The sequence below is a fragment of the Proteus sp. G4415 genome (assembly GCF_963896075.1).
Taxonomy (GTDB): domain Bacteria; phylum Pseudomonadota; class Gammaproteobacteria; order Enterobacterales; family Enterobacteriaceae; genus Proteus; species Proteus mirabilis.
In genome coordinates this window covers 37,982-57,508 of the sequence record NZ_CAWQOK010000104.1, presented here as the reverse complement: position 1 = coordinate 57,508, position 19,527 = coordinate 37,982, and the positions used below count along the sequence as shown (strand labels likewise).

The following is a 19,527-nucleotide window of genomic DNA, read 5'->3' as shown; positions in this document are numbered from 1 at the left end:
TTAAATACCATCACCACACTCAAAGCCGGGTACAACACCATTAAAATGTTGATCCATATCGAATGACGGTTTTTCACTATCAGGACGACCGACAATGCGGGCAGGCACCCCCGCCACCGTAGTATGAGCCGGTACTTCATGTAATACTACCGAGCCAGCACCAATTTTAGCACCACGACCAATCTCGATATTACCAAGAATTTTAGCTCCTGCGCCAATCATTACCCCTTCACGCACTTTCGGGTGACGATCGCCCCCTGTTTTACCTGTTCCCCCTAAGGTCACAGATTGTAAAATGGAGACATCATTTTCAACCACCGCCGTTTCACCAATTACAATACCTGTCGCATGGTCGAGCATAATACCGTGTCCAATACGTGCCGCTGGGTGGATATCCACCCCAAAGGTGACTGATATTTGGTTTTGTAGATAAATGGCTAGCGCTTGGCGATTTTGTTGCCATAGCCAATGGGCAATACGGTAGGCTTGTAGTGCATGAAACCCTTTTAAATAAAGCAATGGGGTTGAATATTTATCTACCGCGGGATCACGTAGACGTACCGCGGAGAGATCACAAGCGGCCGACTCAATCATTGAGCTATCGTGACGATAAGCCTCTTCAACAATTTCGCGTACTGCAATGGCTGGCATAGTCTGAGTTGCCAGCTTATTGGCCAGCATATAGCTTAATGCACTACCTAAATTTTCGTGTTTGAGAAGTGTCGCATGAAAGAAACTGGCTAACATTGGCTCACAATCTGCCAATGCACGCGCTTCGCTTTTAATATGATCCCAGACTCTTGTTAGTTCTTCTAGCGACATACTCACTCTCATTTTTTACACGAAAGCCTAAGTAAATACTTAGGCTTTGAATTTTCAAACAAATGGATAGTTAAAACAGATACCCTAAGAATATTATTTAAAATAAACTGACTACAGGCTACTGTCTATCTCATCTTTGGTTGCTCGCCCTAATAAAGCCAATGCAGCCTCTTTTACATCTTTATGTTGATATAAAATTTGGTAAATCTGTTCGGTGATTGGCATTTCTACACCCACTTGTTCGGCTAATGCGCGAACTTCTTTGGTGTTACGATAACCTTCGACTACCTGGCCAATTTTCTCTTGGGCTGTATCAACATCTAAACCTTGACCTAGCATCATACCAAAGCGACGATTACGTGATTGATTGTCTGTACAGGTTAAAACCAAATCACCCAAACCAGCCATGCCCATAAAAGTTGCCGCATCTGCACCTAAGGCTTTACCTAAGCGGCTCATTTCGGCTAGACCTCGGGTAATCAGTGCGGTACGCGCATTAGCGCCAAATCCCATACCATCAGACATACCCGCACCAATAGCAATCACGTTTTTAACAGCGCCACCCAGTTGCACACCGATAAAATCAGGGTTTTTATAAACTCGGAAACTTTTACCACAATGAAATAGCTGTTGTAACTGCTCTAAAAAGAGATTATCCGTCGAGGCTACTGCAATCGCGGTGGGCAAACCCGCGGCAAGCTCTTTAGCAAAAGTAGGGCCAGATAATACTGCGAGCGGGATTTCATTACCTAATACTTCACGGGCAACATCTTGTAATAAGCGACCAGTATGTGCTTCAAGACCTTTTGTCGCCCAAACAACACGTGCATCCTGACGTAAAAAGGGTTTGATTTGTTGCAGTACTTCACCAAACACATGGCTTGGGATCACCACAAGAATATTACGGCTCGCTTCAATCGCTTTTTGCAAAGAAGCTTCCATATATAAACTATCAGGAAAGGAAACATCGGGCAGAAAGGCTTGATTACAGCGCGCTTGTTCTAATGCCGCAACGTGCTTGGGATCATGCCCCCACAGCACAACATCGTGCCCATTACGCGCTAAGGTAATCGCTAAAGCGGTGCCGTATGAACCGGCACCGATAACTGTCATAGAAGCGTTCATTAAGCTTCTTCAACTCCTGAGTTTGCTGCATCCTGTTGCTGTTGTTGCTGTAAATAGTTCATAAACAACGCATCAAAGTTAACAGGTGCTAAGTTTAATTGTGGGAAAGTACCACGACCTACTAAGTTGGTGATACATTCACGTGCATAAGGGAATAGTACGTTCGGGCAGTATGCACCTAAGCAATGTGCTAATTGTGTACCTTCGATACCTTCAACAGTAAAGATACCTGCTTGTTGTACTTCACACAGGAAAGCGGTTTCTTCTTCCATTGTTGCCGTAACAGTGACACGTAAGATAACTTCATATACATTTTCAGCTAGCGTATTAGAAGAAGTATCTAAATCTAATTTAACTTCTGGTTGCCACTCTTTTTGGAAAACTTGTGGGGCATTTGGCGCTTCGAAAGAGATATCTTTTGTGTAGATACGTTGAATTTGAAAAGTCATCTCTTGGTTTTGCTGTTCTGACATAATAATCTTACCTTTTTATATCCTTATTAAATTGAATAGCAGTAAGTATAGAACTCAATCTGCCCGCTCGTTACTTTTTACCTTTTGCCAGTGGTAAATTCTCACCACTCCAACCTGAAAGACCATCTTTTAAAATAAAGACTTTTTCAAAACCTAATTTGATAAGACTTTCAGCAGGTTTTGCACCCTCAATACCTGATGGTGATACCACAATCACCGGCTGTGATTTATATTTCTCCAGCTCAGCAATATTGTTACTTTTGATCTCAGAAGGCGTTAAATTGATAGAATCGATGATGTGTCCTTTACGGAACTCATCACGGCTACGGATATCAACACAAACCGCATTCTCTTTGTTTATCAAAGAAATCGCTTCTGTACGGGAAATATTTTTCGTTTTAGAAAAAAGGCCTTTAAAGGTCAATACAATGACCGCCACCAGCAGCGCAATCCAGATAAAACTTAACAGGGTGTGCCGGCTAAAAAATTGCATTACTTCTTGCAGCATAGGATGCAATCACTCTCGTTAGTTAAAAATAGTATTAAAGAGCCAAAGTATACCTTTGTCATGGCGCAATTACAGCCTATTCCTTCGTTTCTCTTTCAGTTTTTGCGGAAAGTTTCTCAACAATCATTTTTTTTATTGACGGATTTATGTACCATTAGCGCCGAAAAATCCTGTAAAACAGCGTTTAAAAGAGTCTCTCTTTTCACTTTACCGGATCTCTCTTCAGGTAAGCTATTAAGAAATCAGCATTCATCATCAAAGCCTGTGACAAAAATAGTCACTCGTACGTAGAATTTCACACCTGTCTGAGATACAACCACTATTTGTTATTTATTAAAAGTATTGAGAACACGAGCATGTCGCAAACAAATCAAGTGCCTAAAATTGGATTCGTTTCTTTAGGTTGTCCTAAAAATTTAGTGGACTCTGAACGTATCCTCACCGAACTGCGTACAGAAGGTTATCAAGTTGTTCCTACCTATGATGATGCTGATTTAGTCATCGTCAATACCTGTGGCTTTATTGATAGCGCAGTACAAGAATCTCTTGAAGCCATTGGCGAAGCACTCGATGAAAACGGTAAAGTTATCGTCACCGGTTGTTTAGGTGCCAAAGAAAATCAAATCCGTGAAGTTCACCCAAAAGTGCTGGAAATCACCGGCCCTCATAGTTATGAACAAGTGTTATCACATATTCATCACTATGTTCCCAAACCTTCCCATAACCCATTTACCAGCTTGGTTCCCGAGCAGGGCGTTAAATTAACCCCTCGTCATTACGCTTATCTAAAAATTTCTGAAGGTTGTAATCACCGTTGTACTTTTTGCATTATTCCTTCAATGCGAGGTGATTTAGACAGTCGCCCAATTGGTGAAGTGTTAAATGAAGCGAAAAGATTAGTCAATGCTGGGGTGAAAGAGTTACTGGTTATCTCACAAGATACTTCCGCTTATGGAGTTGATACCAAACATCAAACCGGTTTTTGGGATGGTATGCCCGTTAAAACCAGTATGGTCAGTTTATGTGAACAACTGGCAAAATTAGGGATTTGGGTACGTTTACATTATGTTTACCCTTATCCACATGTGGATGAGGTTATTCCATTAATGGCAGAAGGCAAAATTTTGCCTTATTTAGATATTCCGCTACAACACGCTAGCCCGAAAGTGCTGAAATTAATGAAGCGCCCAGGCTCTGTTGAGCGTACTTTAGAGCGTGTAAAACGTTGGCGAGAAATTTGTCCTGAATTAACGTTACGTTCAACCTTTATTGTCGGTTTCCCGGGAGAAACAGAAGAAGATTTCCAAATGCTATTGGATTTCTTGACTGAAGCTCGTTTAGATCGCGTGGGTTGTTTTAAGTATAGCCCCGTTGAAGGTGCGAAAGCGAATGAATTACCCGACCAAGTTCCTGAAGAGGTAAAAGAAGAGCGTTACCATCGTTTTATGCAACTACAGCAGCAAATTTCCACCGAGCGTCTGCAAGAGAAAATAGGTAAAGTTTTACTGGTTATCATTGATGAAGTGGATGAAGAAGGTGCTATTGGCCGTAGTATGGCAGATGCACCGGAAATTGATGGTGCTGTGTACCTTAATGAGCAGTTTGATGTCGAGCCAGGACAGATTGTACGTGTGCTGATTGAGCATGCCGATGAATATGATCTGTGGGGTACCATCGTCGAACAATAACTTATCCTGTGTACAGCGTGATAGCTATTCTATTGCGCTGTTACACATTGTGCTGCTTTTTTCCTCTTTCCGACTATTATTGCTTTATTATCATCTCTGAGTTCATTAGATTAACTGTTAGGTATTATCTGAAATTACGACTTTATTTCCTGTTAACTGGTCAGTTGATTAGCGACATGAAATAATCTTATAAACTGTTATTAAAGGTACTTTGGTCAGATGGCAGAGAAAAAGGATCTTCAGAACACAACACACCGTACTTACCGTGTATTTTCTTTACCGTTAATCACGCTACTGATTAGCACATCTCTGTTTTCTGCAACCAGCGCTTTTGCCAATACATTAACGGATAATCGTAGTCAGTTAAAAGATCTGCAAACCACCATTGCTGAAAAAGAAAAGCGCGTTCAAGAGCAACAAAAACAGCGCACGGCTTTACTTGGACAACTCAAATCACAAGAGACGCAAATCGCTAATGCCAGCCGCTCTGTGCATGAGACGCAAAACCGCTTACAAACCTTAGCTAAAGAGATCAAAACCATCACAGCAAATATTGCCCGATTGCAAAAGCAATATAACGAGCAACAAGCACTGCTAGCACGCCAACTCGATGCGGCTTACCGACAAGGGAAACATCAAGGTATTGAGTTACTGTTTCGCGGTGAAGAAGGTCAGCGAGAAGAGCGGATCTTAGCCTATTACAGTTATATAAATGAAGCGCGTAAACAGTCAATGGAGCAATTGGCTCAAACTTCCAAAGAGCTACAGGCAGAAAAAGACGCCCAACAAGCGAAACAGAACGAGCAAAAGCAGGTACTCACCAAACAGCAACAAGAGAAACAAAAACTAGATAATGCGCTAGCTGCACGTCAAAAAACATTAACGCAACTAGAATCAACCTTAAAAGAAGATCAACGCAATTTAGCCACCATGCGTGCTAATGAAACACGCTTAAGAAATAAAATTGCTCAAGCAGAGCGTGAAGCCAAAGCGCGAGCTGAGCGTGAAGCACGGGAAGCTGCTCGTATTGCCGCCAAGCAACGTGAAGCGCAACAGCGTGGTTCGACCTATAAACCCACCGCCGAAGAACGCTCTTTAATGTCCCGTACTGGCGGATTGGGTAAACCTGCAGGTCAGGCTATTTGGCCTATTAGAGGCAGTTTATTACACCGCTTTGGTGAGTCTATTTCCGGCTCGGGTGAATTACGTTGGAAAGGAATTGTGATCCCCGCGGCACAAGGCACTGAAGTAAAAGCGATTGCGGATGGTCGGGTGCTGTTAGCCGACTGGCTACAAGGGTATGGTTTAGTGGTCGTCGTTGAGCACGGTAAAGGGGATATGAGCCTTTATGGCTATAACCAAAGTGCGTTAGTCAATGTTGGTCAACAAGTCAAAGCTGGACAACCTATCGCCTTGGTAGGAAACAGTGGTGGACAAGAGCGCTCAGCGCTCTATTTTGAAATTAGACGCCAAGGAAAAGCAGTCAACCCAGTTCCTTGGCTTGGGAGGTAGTTTTGCATTTACTTGGCACATTACAACGAAATATCGCGCTAACACTTAGTTTAATGTTGCTAAGTTTTCTATTCAGTGCACCTGCTTTTTCGGCAAAGTTGGCCATTGTTATTGATGATTTTGGTTATCGAAAAAAAGAAGATAACCAAATCTTACAACTGCCAACAGCCGTTTCTATTGCCATCTTACCCAACTCGCCCCATGGTAAAGAGATGGCAACAAAAGCCCATGCCCAAGGACGAGAGATTCTTATTCATATGCCAATGGCACCCATTAGCAAACAACCATTAGAAAAAGATACCTTAAAGCCTTCCATGGATCAGGCTGAAATTAATCGCATTATTCAAAATGCAATTAATCGTGTGCCTTATGCTGTGGGTATGAATAATCATATGGGGAGTGCGATGACATCGGATAGGCAAGCGATGGATAGAGTGATCAAAGCCCTTAATCATTCTGATCTCTATTTTCTTGATAGTGTCACCATTGGCAATACGCAAGCGGCCACAGCAGCCAAAGCGGCTGGCGTTCCTTCTTTACGCCGGCATGTATTTTTAGATAATGTGCAAACAGAAGCAGAAACCCGACAACAGCTTAATCGTGCTATTAATTTAGCGCGTAAAAATGGTTTTGCCATTGCTATTGGTCACCCCCACCCTTCAACCGTAAGGGCATTACAACAGCAGTTGCCACTACTACCTGCCGATATTCAGCTAGTCGCACCCAGTGGTTTGTTAACCCCTTCACCAGACAGCCCAATGGTACAAGAGCCACCCGCTGTTATACCGCCAACAGAACAATCTAAAGAGCCAAAACCTGCAACATGGTTAAAACCAGCACAACAAGCCATTATTTCGATGAAAAAAAGTACTCTTATGAAAGTACTTACTAAAAAATTAATGACCTTCGAACAAGATAAGCAATCCCCTTCCCAGCATTTAGAAAGCAACAAAGATAAAGTCGAATAAATAAAAATATTTAGTGGAAAATATTCAGATCAAATTAGGTTACTTGAAGAAAAAGAAGATGATATTAATTTCTATTTTTTGAGAGGACTAGGCTAATTGTTTTGTTTATTATATCCCCAAAAGACAAATCCCAAGGTCTGCTAACTAAAGCTCGCCTCGGGACTCTAAGTAGATTGTTTAAGGGCGCATAACAACACAAGTTGCCAGTGGGGCCAAAAAACTGCTCTGAAAGGGATTATAGAAAAACATGGCGGAAAGTCAACAACCTTACCCATATACAGAAATAGTTAACTTAAAACAAAAAGCACAATGGATTGAAACAAGCCTATCTATTGAAAGACTGCTTCCTTATATGAGGAGCGCTGGTTATGATTACGAAAAAGCATTTCATCAATATCTATATAATGCTAGATTATCAAAATCTCTGTTGTTTCCATTACATATATTAGAAGTAACTTTACGAAATCGCATACAGTGGGTACTAAAAGAAGCATTCAATCGTGATGATTGGCATGAAGATCCTAACTTTATTGATATGCTCAAACCCAAAAGCAAAGATAGCCTACAAAAAGCAAAGTCAAACGCAAAATCAAACTCTATCGACGATGTAGTCGCTAGTAGCACATTTGAGTTTTGGACATTCCTACTTCACGCTGATTACAATAAATTTTGGCGAACTAATTTCTCTAAATTTAGCTATAGTAACCTATCCCTATCTCGAGGTGAATTTTTTGCTCTTATAAAGAAAATCAATGATTTTAGGAATCGAATCGCTCATTATGAGCCAATTTTAGACCAACCTTATAATGCACGCTATCAAGATATTTTAAAGGCTATAGGTTATATCAATAATGAAGTTCAAATTTGGGTGAAATCACATTCAACCGTTGAGTTAGTTATTGCATCGCAACCAGCACCATCTGGACAACCTAAACCCCTATTAAAAGATAAAGCGGATATCGATTTTACTATTGTCCAAAGTTCAGATGCCTTATTACCAATTCCTAAAAGCCGCTTTATCTATTGTGAAGACAAAGAGCTCATCGTAGATCTACGAGAAATTGCTCAATACTTCCTTTCCGCTGTTGATAAAGATAAAACTCTTATGATGGATCTTAGTACATTAACTATTGGTGACATCGTTACTAATAGAAGAATTAAAAAGAATATTGCTATTTTTGGTGATTCTGAAAGTTTTCTTCATGCAAAGAAAATATTTCAAAGTAAAAAAATAAAATATCTAGTTGTTACAAATTCAAATAATCTTGTTAGAGGAATAATAGAAAAACCTCATCGACAAATATAATACAAATCTATTTTACCCTCAATATAGGTATTTATTTAAAAGAGGTAGCGCCCTTTCACCGTTCAGGGCGCTTTATAACTCCTACTGCCAATCTAAAATTACTTTGCCCGATTGACCTGAACGCATAATATCAAAGCCTTTTTGGAATTCATCGATAGGAAATTGATGAGTAATAATCGGTGAGAGATCAAGACCCGACTGGATCAGCGCCGCCATCTTATACCATGTTTCAAACATCTCACGACCATAAATACCTTTAATAAATAATCCTTTAAAAATGACTTGTCCCCAATCAATAGCCATATCTGAGGGAGGAATACCCAGTAAAGCAATACGACCACCATGATTCATCGTACTAAGCATGGTGCGAAAAGCCGGTGGCGCACCGGACATTTCTAATCCAACATCAAAGCCTTCGGTCATACCTAATTCTTTCATCACATCTGTTAGATTTTCTTTGCTAACATTGACTGCTCGGGTGACACCCATTTTTTTAGCCAGATCAAGGCGGTATTCATTAACATCGGTGATCACCACATGGCGTGCCCCCACATGTTTACAGATTGCTGCCGCCATAATACCAATGGGTCCCGCACCTGAAACCAGTACATCTTCCCCCACTAAATCAAAAGATAACGCCGTGTGTACTGCGTTACCAAAGGGATCAAAAATAGCCGCCAGTTCATCCGGAATATTGTCAGGAATTTTAAATGCATTAAAGGCGGGAATAACCAGATATTCAGCAAAACAACCCGGACGATTTACGCCAACACCAATGGTATTACGGCATAAGTGTGTACGCCCACCACGGCAATTACGACAATGACCGCAAGTAATATGCCCTTCCCCCGAGACGCGATCACCAATATTAAAACCTTTAACCTCTTGGCCAATAGCAACAATCTCACCAATATATTCATGGCCAACCACCATGGGAACCGGTATGGTTTTTTGTGACCATTCATCCCAGTTATAAATATGAACATCTGTACCACAAATGGCAGTTTTACGGATCTTGATCATCACATCGTTATGACCAAGCTCAGGTACGGGTACATCGGTCATCCAGATACCGGGTTGTGCTTTTAATTTTGACAATGCTTTCATATTAGAACCTTATGCAATCACATTAAGTTGCTTACCGATTTTAATAAATGCAGCAACAGCACGTTCAATTTGTTCTGGGGTGTGTGCCGCTGACATTTGTGTACGAATACGTGCTTGCCCTTGTGGTACTACTGGGTAGAAAAAGCCGGTGACATAAATACCTTCATCAAGTAAATGTGCTGCAAATTGTTGCGCTAATTTGGCATCTCCTAACATCACAGGAATAATCGCGTGATCAGCTCCCGCCAAAGTAAAACCTGCTGCCGTCATTTTTTCACGAAAAAGTGCTGCGTTACGCCATAAACGAGCGCGCAGTTCATCCCCTGATTTCAGCATATCTAAAACTGCAATAGAGGCGCTCACAATTGCAGGGGCTAAAGAATTTGAGAATAGATAAGGACGAGAGCGTTGACGTAACCACTCCACCACTTCTTTACGAGCTGCGGTATAACCACCCGATGCGCCACCTAAAGCTTTACCTAATGTTCCTGTGATGATATCGACGCGATCTAATACATCACAATACTCATGGGTACCGCGCCCTTGTGCGCCGACAAACCCCACCGCATGCGAGTCATCCACCATCACTAATGCGCCATATTCGTCAGCCAAATCACAGATACTTTTTAGATCAGCAATCACCCCATCCATAGAGAACACCCCATCGGTGGCAATCATAATATGGCGGGCATTATCTGCTTTGGCCTGTTCAAGTTGGGCACGTAACGCCACCATATCGTTATTGGCATAGCGATAACGCTTGGCTTTACATAAACGAACACCATCAATAATCGATGCGTGATTTAGCGCATCAGAAATAATTGCATCTTCAGATCCCATCAGTGTTTCAAATAACCCACCATTGGCATCAAAACAAGAGGAGTACAAAATGGCATCTTCCATACCCAAAAATTCAGCGATGTTCTTTTCTAACGTTTTATGTAGATCTTGCGTTCCGCAGATAAAACGCACCGACGCCATACCAAAACCGTGGCTATCCATTCCCGCTTTCGCCGCTGCAATAAGTTGTGGGTGGTTAGCTAAACCTAAGTAGTTATTGGCACAAAAGTTAATAACATGACTACCATCAGCAACCGCAATATCGGCACTTTGCGAAGAAGTGATGATCCGCTCATTTTTAAATAAGCCATCTTGACGTGTTTGTTCGAGTTGTTGATTAATTTGTTGATAGAAAGAGTGAGTAGACATGCTTTCTCCTAAGGCAGAGACGAAAAGAGATAAGAGCTAGAGTTGACTATAATATAATCATTATTGTTTCTTATTTTATGCTTTTGTTCGATTAAAAACGACAAATGTAAATAAATAATGTTATTTATGTAATTAAGATCACTAATCATCACTGCGATTTTCAAGAATTTCACTCTACTCTTCTATGATGAATGCTACCGTTCACGCTGTTCAGTGTTATTATAGTTGCAGAGCTAATTTTTAGATTTTATATAAAGGGGTAGCCATATGATTATCGTCACTGGCGGTGCAGGTTTTATCGGCAGCAATATTGTTAAAGCATTAAATGATGAAGGTTATACCGATATTTTAGTGGTTGATAACCTAAAAGATGGCACAAAATTTGTGAATCTTGTCGATCTTAATATCGCTGACTATATGGATAAAGAAGACTTTATTGCCAGTATTGTAGCCGGTGATGATTTTGGTGATATTGATGCCGTATTCCATGAAGGAGCATGCTCTTCTACTACCGAATGGGATGGCAAATATATGATGGATAATAACTATCAATATTCTAAAGAGTTACTGCATTATTGCCTCGATCGCCAAATTCCTTTCTTATATGCCTCTTCTGCTGCCACTTATGGTGGCCGTACTGATCATTTTATTGAAGAAAGAAAATATGAAGCCCCACTTAATGTGTATGGCTACTCTAAATTCTTGTTTGATGAATATGTGCGCCAAATTTTACCTGAAGCACAATCTATGGTGTGTGGTTTCCGTTATTTTAATGTGTATGGCCCCCGTGAAGGACATAAAGGCAGTATGGCCAGTGTTGCCTTCCATTTAAATACACAAGTCAATGACGGGCAAAATCCCAAATTATTTGAAGGTAGTGAAACCTTCCAACGTGACTTTATTTATGTGGGTGATGTGGCTGCGGTTAATTTATGGTTCTGGCGCAACAATGTCTCCGGTATTTATAATTGTGGTACCGGCCGCGCAGAATCGTTCCAAGCCGTGGCTGATGCAGTTATCGCTTATCATAACGATAAAGATCTCTCTGTTGAGCATATTGAATTCCCTGAGAAACTCAAAGGTCGTTATCAAGCCTTTACACAAGCTGATCTGACAAATTTACGCAAAGCAGGCTACAGCGCCCCTTTTAAAACGGTCGCAGAAGGTGTTGCTCTTTATATGCAATGGTTAAATCAGGATAAGTAATCGCGGTTTATGAAAATTTTTGTGGTAGGGCCTTCTTGGGTTGGGGATATGATGATGTCCCAAAGCCTATATCGTACATTAAAAGCGTTACATCCTGCGGCAACTATTGATGTGATGGCACCCGCTTGGTGTCGTCCATTATTAGAGAAAATGCCCGAGGTCGATAATGCCATTGCTATGCCTTTAGGTCACGGTGCCTTAGCAATTGGTGAGCGTCGCCGCTTAGGTAAACAACTAAAAGCCAAAGGTTATACTCATGCTTATGTTTTACCTAACTCATTTAAATCTGCTTTAGTGCCTTTCTTTGCCGCTATTCCTAAACGTACTGGCTGGCGAGGAGAAATGCGTTATGGATTATTAAATGATTTACGCCCGTTGGATAAAGCCGCATTTCCATTAATGGTAGAGCGTTATGTTGCGCTTGCTTACGATAAACAGCAGGTACATTCAGCCGCTGATTTACCAAAGCCGTTATTATGGCCAAAACTGGCTGTCTCTGACAAAGATATCACTACCACACTTAAGCACTTTTCATTATCTACACAGCGCCCTGCTATCGGTTTTTGTCCGGGGGCGGAATTTGGTCCTGCTAAACGCTGGCCTCATTACCACTACGCGACATTAGCCCAGAAACTTATTAGCGAATATGGCTATCAGATTTTCTTATTCGGTTCACAAAAAGATAAGCCTGCAGGGGAAGAGATCAAACACGCCTTAACCCCCGATGCCCAAGCTGCTTGTATTAATCTGGCCGGTGAGACTTCTCTTGAGCAAGCCGTTAACCTCATTGCTGCTTGTAAAGCCGTGGTCAGTAACGATTCTGGCTTAATGCATGTCGCCGCAGCATTAGAGCGTCCATTAGTTGCCCTTTATGGCCCAAGTAGTCCCGACTTTACCCCCCCGTTATCTGATAAAGCCCGTGTTATTCGTTTAATTACTGGCTATCACAAAGTGCGTAAAGGCGATGCTGAACAAGGTTATCACCAAAGCTTAATCGACATTCAACCGGAACAAGTCTTTAGCGAACTCGAGCAATTACTCGCTACGGAGCCATCGCTATGAAGCGGGTACTGATTGTTAAAACCTCTTCCATGGGGGATGTACTGCATACCCTACCAGCATTAACTGATGCAAGAGCAGCATATCCTGAGATCTGTTTTGATTGGGCCGTTGAAGAAGGTTTTGCGCAAATTCCAAGCTGGCACCCAGCTGTTGATACCGTTATTCCTGTCGCAATACGCCGTTGGCGTAAAAACTGGTTTAGTGCGCTCATTCGCGCTGAACGTGCACAATTTCGTCACGCGATACAAGCACATCATTATGATGCGGTGATTGATGCCCAAGGTTTACTAAAAAGCGCTTTTTTAGTTACACGCTATGCGAAAGGCGCCAAACACGGCTATTCTCGTCAAAGTGCTAGAGAGCCTTTAGCGAGTTTTTTCTACGATATTCGCCACAATGTCAGTAAAAAAATGCATGCGGTAGAGCGTATCCGCCAGCTATTTGCCCTCAGCCTTAATTACCCACTCCCCACCACTCAAGGGGACTATGGTATAGCACAGCATTTTCTCTCATTACCCGCTATTGATAAACGCCCTTATTTAGTCTTCTTACACGCCACTACCCGTGATGAGAAACATTGGCTCGAAGCCCATTGGCGAGAGTTAATTGCATTACTGGCGAATTCAGGTTTACGTATCAAACTACCTTGGGGCGCAGAGCATGAACATCAGCGTGCAATACGCCTTGCACAAGGTTTTGACTATGTTGATGTATTACCCAAAATGTCACTCGCAGAAGTAGCTCAAGTGATTGCTGGAGCGCAAAGTGTCGTTTCTGTCGATACCGGATTAAGCCATTTAACCGCAGCCTTAGATAAGCCGAATATTACCCTCTTTGGCCCTACCGATCCGGGATTAATCGGCGGTTATGGTAAGGCACAAAGGTCGTTAAAAGCAGCAGGTGGGGATATTGGGGAGATCACGCCTCAAAAGGTTTTTAATATACTTAAGATTTAACCCAATACCCTAAAAGTTATTTATCTTTTAGGGTGTTATTTACTGCGGTTAGAACCTCATCAACAGTAATCAAATCCATCGAAAGTGCTCTATTTTCATCTTGTTGCGGGATCTTATGGATAATAGTATGAATATCGAGATCTTGATAAGGTCCTGTCCACTTTGGATTTGCGGTTACAAATAAACTTACTGTAGGTACTTGTAATGCTATTGCCAAATGTAGCGGGCCGGTGTCTCCCGTAACTAATACCGCCATGGTTTTTATTTGACTTAACAGATCAGGTAGTGAGGTTTTACCTACCAGATTTTCTATATTTTGATGATATCTTTCAGGTAATAAAGCAAAAAACTCTTCTGGCAATTCCAGCTCTCTCGATGAACCTATTAGCTTTATTTGTAATAATGGCGCACTATCAATTAATTTTTTCGCTAATTCCACAAAAGATCCAACAGGCCATCTACGCTCTTGTGTTGATGCTCCCATCTGAAAACCAACAATGCTATTGTTACTTTGAGCTAATGGTTCTATTTTACAAGGGAGCTCCATTCTAGTATCAGAACAATCAATTCCTAAATAACGAATAATATTTAATTTGCTTTGGATCACATGATATTGAGAGGGTTGGTGTTCAGCAATAATCCATTTTCGGAACCACTCAGGAATAACATGAAAAGTATTGCGTAAAATATATTGGCAACCTGCCATCAAGGCAAATAATACGTCATAAGGGAGGTGGGAATGTAAAATAATCGCTAACTCAGGTTTATACTTTTTAGCTTGTAAAGCCACCGGTAACAAGTTTCTGATCTTATTATCCCAATACACCACACTATCTATTTGCTCATAGTTTTCCACTAATAGCTTATTTTTTACACTAGAAACCAGTGTGATATGTGCATCAGGATAATGTGCACGAATTGCTCTGATGGCTGGGGTATTAAACATAAAATCCCCCAACGCTGTGGTTGAAAAAATAACAATACTGTTAAATTTGATATCAGATGAAAATGTTGCCGTTTTTTTCATCTTACCAAAGAGTGGGTTATAGAGATTTAGAAAATAGTGCACCCATTTTAATTTCTTTAACTTCATCTTATTTTGCCTGCACTTTATTGTGATAATACTCAGCCAATGTCATTCCCAGTACTTTATCTTGTAAGAAATTAAATAGTGTTTCTAAATCATGATATAAGCCATCAATATCTTGTTCTGTTCTAAAAGTAGGGCTTCCACCAGGCATAAACTCTGAAGAGTGCAACATAAATTCAATATGAGAGTGACCTTGGGCTAAAGATTTTTGTGCCACTTCAATCATCTGTTGTGCATTTCCCCCTTTAGGGCGTAACCAATTCACTGAAGGTGAGCGTTGTTTACCTCTTAGCTTATCGTACCCTTGCTTAATTTTATTCATAAAAGGGGAATGTTTATATTGAATACTCATTGGCACTTCAAGTAACGTTGAATCCCCTGCTTTGCTGATATCATTAACATCCATAAAGTACGCATGGCTTGGGAAATTACTGTAATTTGTACCGCCTGATTGTGCCGGATCACCTTTAGTAAAACGCCAATCGACTTTGGGTGTGACTGAGCAATCGACTTGATAACCAAATTCAATCAATAGCTGCGCATAAGTTTCATTAAATGCCCAACGCCCAGCACGGTGACTTAACATTTTTGTTTGTAGTTTATTTTCCAGTAAGTCAGTCATAAAGGCAATTTTGTCACGCATCTGCGATTTGGGGTATTCAATTAAATAAGGCTGATAATGGAGATCATTGTCCGTTAACGCAACAAGTGGGGGACTATTCCATGCATGAAGGTGCATACCAATTTCCCCAGTGTTACGGGCTATCACATCTTGTGCAAACTCAATATAGGCTTCATCTATTGCCATTTCATAGTTGGTTAGCCAAACGGGTTTAAATTGAAAACGTTCGCAAAGTTGCTGAAAACGGGGTAAAAAATGCGTATTTTGCGTAGTAATGTTATGCTCATTTTCCCAAAGATTATCGCCTTCGGTATCTAATGTGATAATAAATGCTGGTTTTTTCATGCATTCCCCGTCAACTTATGGATTATAGGCTCATAATTGTATCAATTGACTTATGTTACGCAGTAGAAAACGTCAATTCAAATAATATAAACAAGGTATGGTAGATGCATTCTACGGATTTGTTTACAATTAAAGTATCTCATTGAAGCTAAAGTAATTATGAATAATATAAATCAATCATTTAACAGAATACTGGTTATTAAACTTCAACATCATGGAGATATGTTATTAACGACACCTGTTATTAATTCGTTAAAATCAGCTTATCCTAATGCAAAGATTGATGTTTTATTATACAAAGAAACATTACCGATGCTTGAACATAATCCATTAATAAATCATATTTTTTATCTTGACCGAAATTGGAAATATCAAGGTAAGTTCACACGATTAAAAAAAGAGTGGCAACTAGGGAAAATCTTACAAAAACAGCAATATGACTTAGTGGTGAATTTAGCTGACCAATGGAAAGCCGCTATTTTCGCCTTAGTTACCAAAGCCCCAGTGCGCCTAGGGTTTGAATTTGAAAAACGGCAAAATAGTAAGTTTTGGCAAAAATGTCATAACATTATTGTCCCTACTGCTGAGCATGGACAATTACACACTGTAGAGCAAAATCTTTCTATTCTAGCCCCTCTTAATGTACCAATTATTTCTGATGTTACCATGGCATATAGCCACCAAGATAAACAATGGTTAGAAGAGACAATTAAAAAGCATCATATCCCTAAAAACTATATTGTTATTCAACCAACCTCTCGTTGGTTTTTTAAATGTTGGAATGAAGATAAAATGGCGACATTAATTACTCAGCTTCAGCAAGATAATTACTCAATTGTGTTAACATCAGGGCCAGAAGCGAAAGAGCTTGAGATGATAGAAAATATTTTAGCTCAGTGTCCTGATAAAACATCAATTAATGTATTAGCAGGAAAAACATCACTCTCTCAGCTTGCGGCATTAATTGATCATGCGGCTCTTTTTATTGGTGTTGATTCTGTAGCTATGCATATGGCGGCTGCATTAAAAACACCGCTAGTCGCACTCTTTGGCCCATCAAAACTAGAGCATTGGCATCCTTGGCAAGCCATTGGAGAAACTATTTGGGCAGGTAATTACGCTAAAATCCCCCACCCAGATCAAATAAAAACCGATACACAACAACGTTATCTTTCTGCTATTCCCGTTGATGCTGTATTTAATGCAGCAAAAAGGTACTTAAGCTAATGAACGCCCCTTTACGATTAGCCATTGTTAGACAAAAATACCGTCCAGATGGCGGTGCTGAGCGCTTTATCGCACGTGCACTTGATGCCTTATCTAGTGATGCACTAGAACTTAACGTCATTACTCGACAATGGCAGGGTGATACCCATCCTGATTGGCATATACATCTATGCAACCCCAAAAAATATGGTCGTATTAGTCGGGAGTCTGGTTTTGCTAAAACGGCTAGAGCATGCTGGCAAGAAAACCACTTTGATATTGTACAAAGCCATGAGCGTATCGCGGGATGTGATATTTTTCGTGCAGGTGATGGCGTACATCGTCGTTGGTTATTACAACGACAGAAAATATTACCTCGTTGGAAAGGACGTTGGTTATTTTATGATAGATACCACCGTTATGTGATGAATGCAGAACAACAGATGTATGCTGATCCAGCGTTAAAACAAGTTATTTGTAACTCACAGATGGTGAAAAAGGAAATTATTGCGGATTTTGGCCTCTCTGCCGATAAAATATCTGTTATTTATAATGCAATTGACCATAATGTTTTTGTACCAGCAACAAATTCTCAAAAACAGCGCTTAAAAACACAGTATAATATCCCTCAAGATAAGCCTTGTTTTATTTATGTAGGATCGGGATTTGAACGAAAAGGGTTAGCTGCAGCTATTTCAGCCATTGCCAATACATCGTCAATCTTACTTGTCGTAGGTAGTGATAAAAATCAGCCAAAATATGAACAACTTGCAACACAATTAGGCTGTAGACAGCGTATCTTCTTTTTGGGTATGCAAAAAAAGACGCTCGACTTTTATCAAATAGCCGATGCCTTATTACTACCAACGCTTTACGATCCGTTTCCCAATGTTATTCTTGAGGCGTTATCATGTGGTTTGCCTGTGATCACTTCAACCAGTTGTGGTGGGGCAGAATTTATTCAAAATGGTAAAAATGGGTTTGTTTGTGATGCGTTAGATATTCCTGCATTAACAGAGGCAATTGTGCAAATTCCAACAAACTCAGCATGGTCTGAAATGTCGCAAGTGGCGCGAGAAACCATCCTCCCCTATACACCGAAGCGATTATCAGACGAGCTTATTTCACTTTATAAACGGATATTAACTTTGTGAATCAACGACATATACTTTTTATTATTGATGGATTACCAGGTGGTGGCGCTGAAAATGTCACGCTCAGGCTGGCTAATGGTTTTCATCAGCAAGGATATCAAGTCACTCTTTTATCCTTACATAATAAATTGGCGTATGAATTACCTGATTTTATTGACTATATTGTTGATCATGATGAATACCGAGGTATCTTTAGAAAACTAACAGAGATATCTCGCAGAGCAAAATCTCTTGATAAGGTATTAACGCGACTTTTTGCACAAAAAGGTCGTCCTGCATTGGTACTTTCTAATTTACATAAGACAGACCGTATTGTTTGTCGAGCGAAACAACTAAGACATTGTAATGTTTGGTACTGTATTCATGGGATCTATTCACAATCTTATCTTGGTAATAAATCGGGTTTCTCTTATTGGTTAAAAAAGAAGAAAATTCAGCGAGTTTATAAAGATAAAAACCTTATTTGTGTTTCTAATGCGGTAAAAGACGATTTAATACATGCTATTGGCGTCGATGCACAGCAATTAAAAACAATTTATAACCCATTTAATATTATGGAGATCCAACATAAAGCCTCACAACCTAACCCGTTTGCAGGGAAAGCGTATATTTTGCATGTTGGGCGATTCCATGAAGTTAAACGACAAGATAGATTGATAAATGCTTTCGCTAAAGCCAATATACCTTGTCAACTTATTCTATTAGGAGAAGGTACTCCCGTTATTAAGCAACAATTACAGCAGCAAATTGCCCAACTCAATTTAAATGAAAAAGTCATATTAGCGGGTTTTATCGCCAATCCACTCCCTATCATTCAAGGTGCTAAAGTTGTTGCACTCAGCTCTGACAGTGAAGGATTACCAACCGTACTAATTGAAGCTCTTATCTGTGGAACGCCCATTGTAAGCACTCGTTGCCCTGGTGGCGTAAGTGAAATTATGACAGACGAACTGGCTAACTATCTTTCAGATATGGATGCAGACTCACTCGCAGATAAACTACGTCTCGCTTATTACGCACCACCTCAAATATTGCCATCATCTTATGCAAAATTTGAAATAAACCATATTTTAAAGCAGTATATCGCTTTAATTCCGTAATACACGCCGACTTGTTTTACACACTTTCTCCTACACAGTGTGGTACTATAGGCTTTCGTCCAGATAAG

General features: G+C 40.4%; 19 protein-coding genes. 11 read left to right on the top strand and 8 right to left on the bottom strand.

Annotated elements, in window-relative coordinates; all coding sequences use genetic code 11:
* The 4 genes from cysE to AACU95_RS12235 all read right to left on the bottom strand — a co-directional run bounded on the left by cysE (position 1) and on the right by AACU95_RS12235 (position 2,928).
* Entirely contained in the window at positions 1 to 822 is an 822-nt protein-coding gene (gene cysE, locus AACU95_RS12250; protein ID WP_049196648.1) for a serine O-acetyltransferase, read from the bottom strand.
* 111 nt (positions 823 to 933) lie between these two features.
* A complete protein-coding gene (gpsA, locus tag AACU95_RS12245) occupies positions 934 to 1,947 on the bottom strand; it encodes an NAD(P)H-dependent glycerol-3-phosphate dehydrogenase (RefSeq protein ID WP_004246453.1) in 1,014 nt (337 codons plus the stop codon).
* Entirely contained in the window at positions 1,947 to 2,420 is a 474-nt protein-coding gene (gene secB / locus AACU95_RS12240) for a protein-export chaperone SecB (protein ID WP_004246454.1), read from the bottom strand. Before secB ends, gpsA begins: the two co-directional genes overlap by 1 nt.
* 70 nt (positions 2,421 to 2,490) lie before the next feature.
* Entirely contained in the window at positions 2,491 to 2,928 is a 438-nt protein-coding gene (locus AACU95_RS12235; RefSeq protein WP_004246455.1) for a rhodanese-like domain-containing protein, read from the bottom strand.
* Between the two features lie 3 nt (positions 2,929 to 2,931).
* On the opposite strand from AACU95_RS12235, the gene AACU95_RS12230 reads away from it, so the two are divergent.
* From AACU95_RS12230 to AACU95_RS12210, 5 genes are all read left to right on the top strand, one after another.
* A complete protein-coding gene (locus tag AACU95_RS12230; RefSeq protein WP_071531011.1) occupies positions 2,932 to 3,219 on the top strand; it encodes a hypothetical protein in 288 nt (95 codons plus the stop codon).
* 65 nt (positions 3,220 to 3,284) lie between these two features.
* Positions 3,285 to 4,616 (top strand): 30S ribosomal protein S12 methylthiotransferase RimO, encoded by a 1,332-nt coding sequence (rimO, locus tag AACU95_RS12225; protein WP_063215412.1) that lies wholly within the window; start codon positions 3,285 to 3,287, stop codon positions 4,614 to 4,616.
* Between the two features lie 219 nt (positions 4,617 to 4,835).
* On the top strand, positions 4,836 to 6,128 hold the full coding sequence (gene envC / locus AACU95_RS12220; RefSeq protein ID WP_004246458.1) for a murein hydrolase activator EnvC: 1,293 nt from the start codon (positions 4,836 to 4,838) through the stop codon (positions 6,126 to 6,128).
* A 2-nt stretch (positions 6,129 to 6,130) separates the two neighbouring features.
* Entirely contained in the window at positions 6,131 to 7,096 is a 966-nt protein-coding gene (locus AACU95_RS12215; protein ID WP_049201536.1) for a divergent polysaccharide deacetylase family protein, read from the top strand.
* 247 nt (positions 7,097 to 7,343) lie between these two features.
* A complete protein-coding gene (locus AACU95_RS12210) occupies positions 7,344 to 8,402 on the top strand; it encodes an Abi family protein (RefSeq protein WP_004249737.1) in 1,059 nt (352 codons plus the stop codon).
* Positions 8,403 to 8,483: 81 nt separating this feature from the next.
* Here the strand turns inward: AACU95_RS12210 and tdh are convergent, their stop codons facing one another.
* Complete coding sequence (tdh, locus tag AACU95_RS12205) at positions 8,484 to 9,509, bottom strand: L-threonine 3-dehydrogenase (protein WP_004246460.1); 1,026 nt, start codon at positions 9,507 to 9,509, stop codon at positions 8,484 to 8,486.
* Between the two features lie 9 nt (positions 9,510 to 9,518).
* Positions 9,519 to 10,718, bottom strand: a complete 1,200-nt coding sequence (locus AACU95_RS12200; protein WP_161737073.1) for a glycine C-acetyltransferase — start codon at positions 10,716 to 10,718, stop codon at positions 9,519 to 9,521.
* 267 nt (positions 10,719 to 10,985) lie between these two features.
* On the opposite strand from AACU95_RS12200, the gene rfaD reads away from it, so the two are divergent.
* The 3 genes from rfaD to rfaC are packed head-to-tail and all read left to right on the top strand — an operon-like array spanning position 10,986 to position 13,942.
* On the top strand, positions 10,986 to 11,924 hold the full coding sequence (gene rfaD / locus AACU95_RS12195) for an ADP-glyceromanno-heptose 6-epimerase (protein WP_012368661.1): 939 nt from the start codon (positions 10,986 to 10,988) through the stop codon (positions 11,922 to 11,924).
* A gap of 9 nt (positions 11,925 to 11,933) precedes the next feature.
* Entirely contained in the window at positions 11,934 to 12,986 is a 1,053-nt protein-coding gene (rfaF, locus tag AACU95_RS12190) for an ADP-heptose--LPS heptosyltransferase RfaF (RefSeq protein ID WP_012368660.1), read from the top strand.
* The gene (rfaC, locus tag AACU95_RS12185) at positions 12,983 to 13,942 is read left to right on the top strand and encodes a lipopolysaccharide heptosyltransferase RfaC (RefSeq protein ID WP_161737072.1); all 960 of its coding nucleotides are present in this window, start codon (positions 12,983 to 12,985) and stop codon (positions 13,940 to 13,942) included. The genes rfaF and rfaC overlap by 4 nt, the downstream gene beginning before the upstream one ends.
* A 16-nt stretch (positions 13,943 to 13,958) precedes the next feature.
* Here the strand turns inward: rfaC and AACU95_RS12180 are convergent, their stop codons facing one another.
* A complete protein-coding gene (locus AACU95_RS12180; protein WP_141192078.1) occupies positions 13,959 to 15,035 on the bottom strand; it encodes a glycosyltransferase family 9 protein in 1,077 nt (358 codons plus the stop codon).
* A gap of 1 nt (position 15,036) precedes the next feature.
* Positions 15,037 to 15,999 (bottom strand): polysaccharide deacetylase family protein, encoded by a 963-nt coding sequence (locus AACU95_RS12175; RefSeq protein WP_141192077.1) that lies wholly within the window; start codon positions 15,997 to 15,999, stop codon positions 15,037 to 15,039.
* 159 nt (positions 16,000 to 16,158) lie between these two features.
* On the opposite strand from AACU95_RS12175, the gene rfaQ reads away from it, so the two are divergent.
* From rfaQ to AACU95_RS12160, 3 genes are read left to right on the top strand one after another with little or no spacing between them, the layout of a single operon-like run.
* On the top strand, positions 16,159 to 17,226 hold the full coding sequence (rfaQ, locus tag AACU95_RS12170) for a putative lipopolysaccharide heptosyltransferase III (RefSeq protein ID WP_049199802.1): 1,068 nt from the start codon (positions 16,159 to 16,161) through the stop codon (positions 17,224 to 17,226).
* Positions 17,226 to 18,359 carry a glycosyltransferase family 4 protein gene (locus tag AACU95_RS12165; protein ID WP_161737071.1) on the top strand — a complete coding sequence of 378 codons (1,134 nt, stop codon included), beginning with the start codon at positions 17,226 to 17,228 and terminating at the stop codon, positions 18,357 to 18,359. Before rfaQ ends, AACU95_RS12165 begins: the two co-directional genes overlap by 1 nt.
* Positions 18,356 to 19,459, top strand: a complete 1,104-nt coding sequence (locus tag AACU95_RS12160) for a glycosyltransferase (protein ID WP_036908579.1) — start codon at positions 18,356 to 18,358, stop codon at positions 19,457 to 19,459. The genes AACU95_RS12165 and AACU95_RS12160 overlap by 4 nt, the downstream gene beginning before the upstream one ends.
* Positions 19,460 to 19,527: the final 68 nt, after the last annotated feature.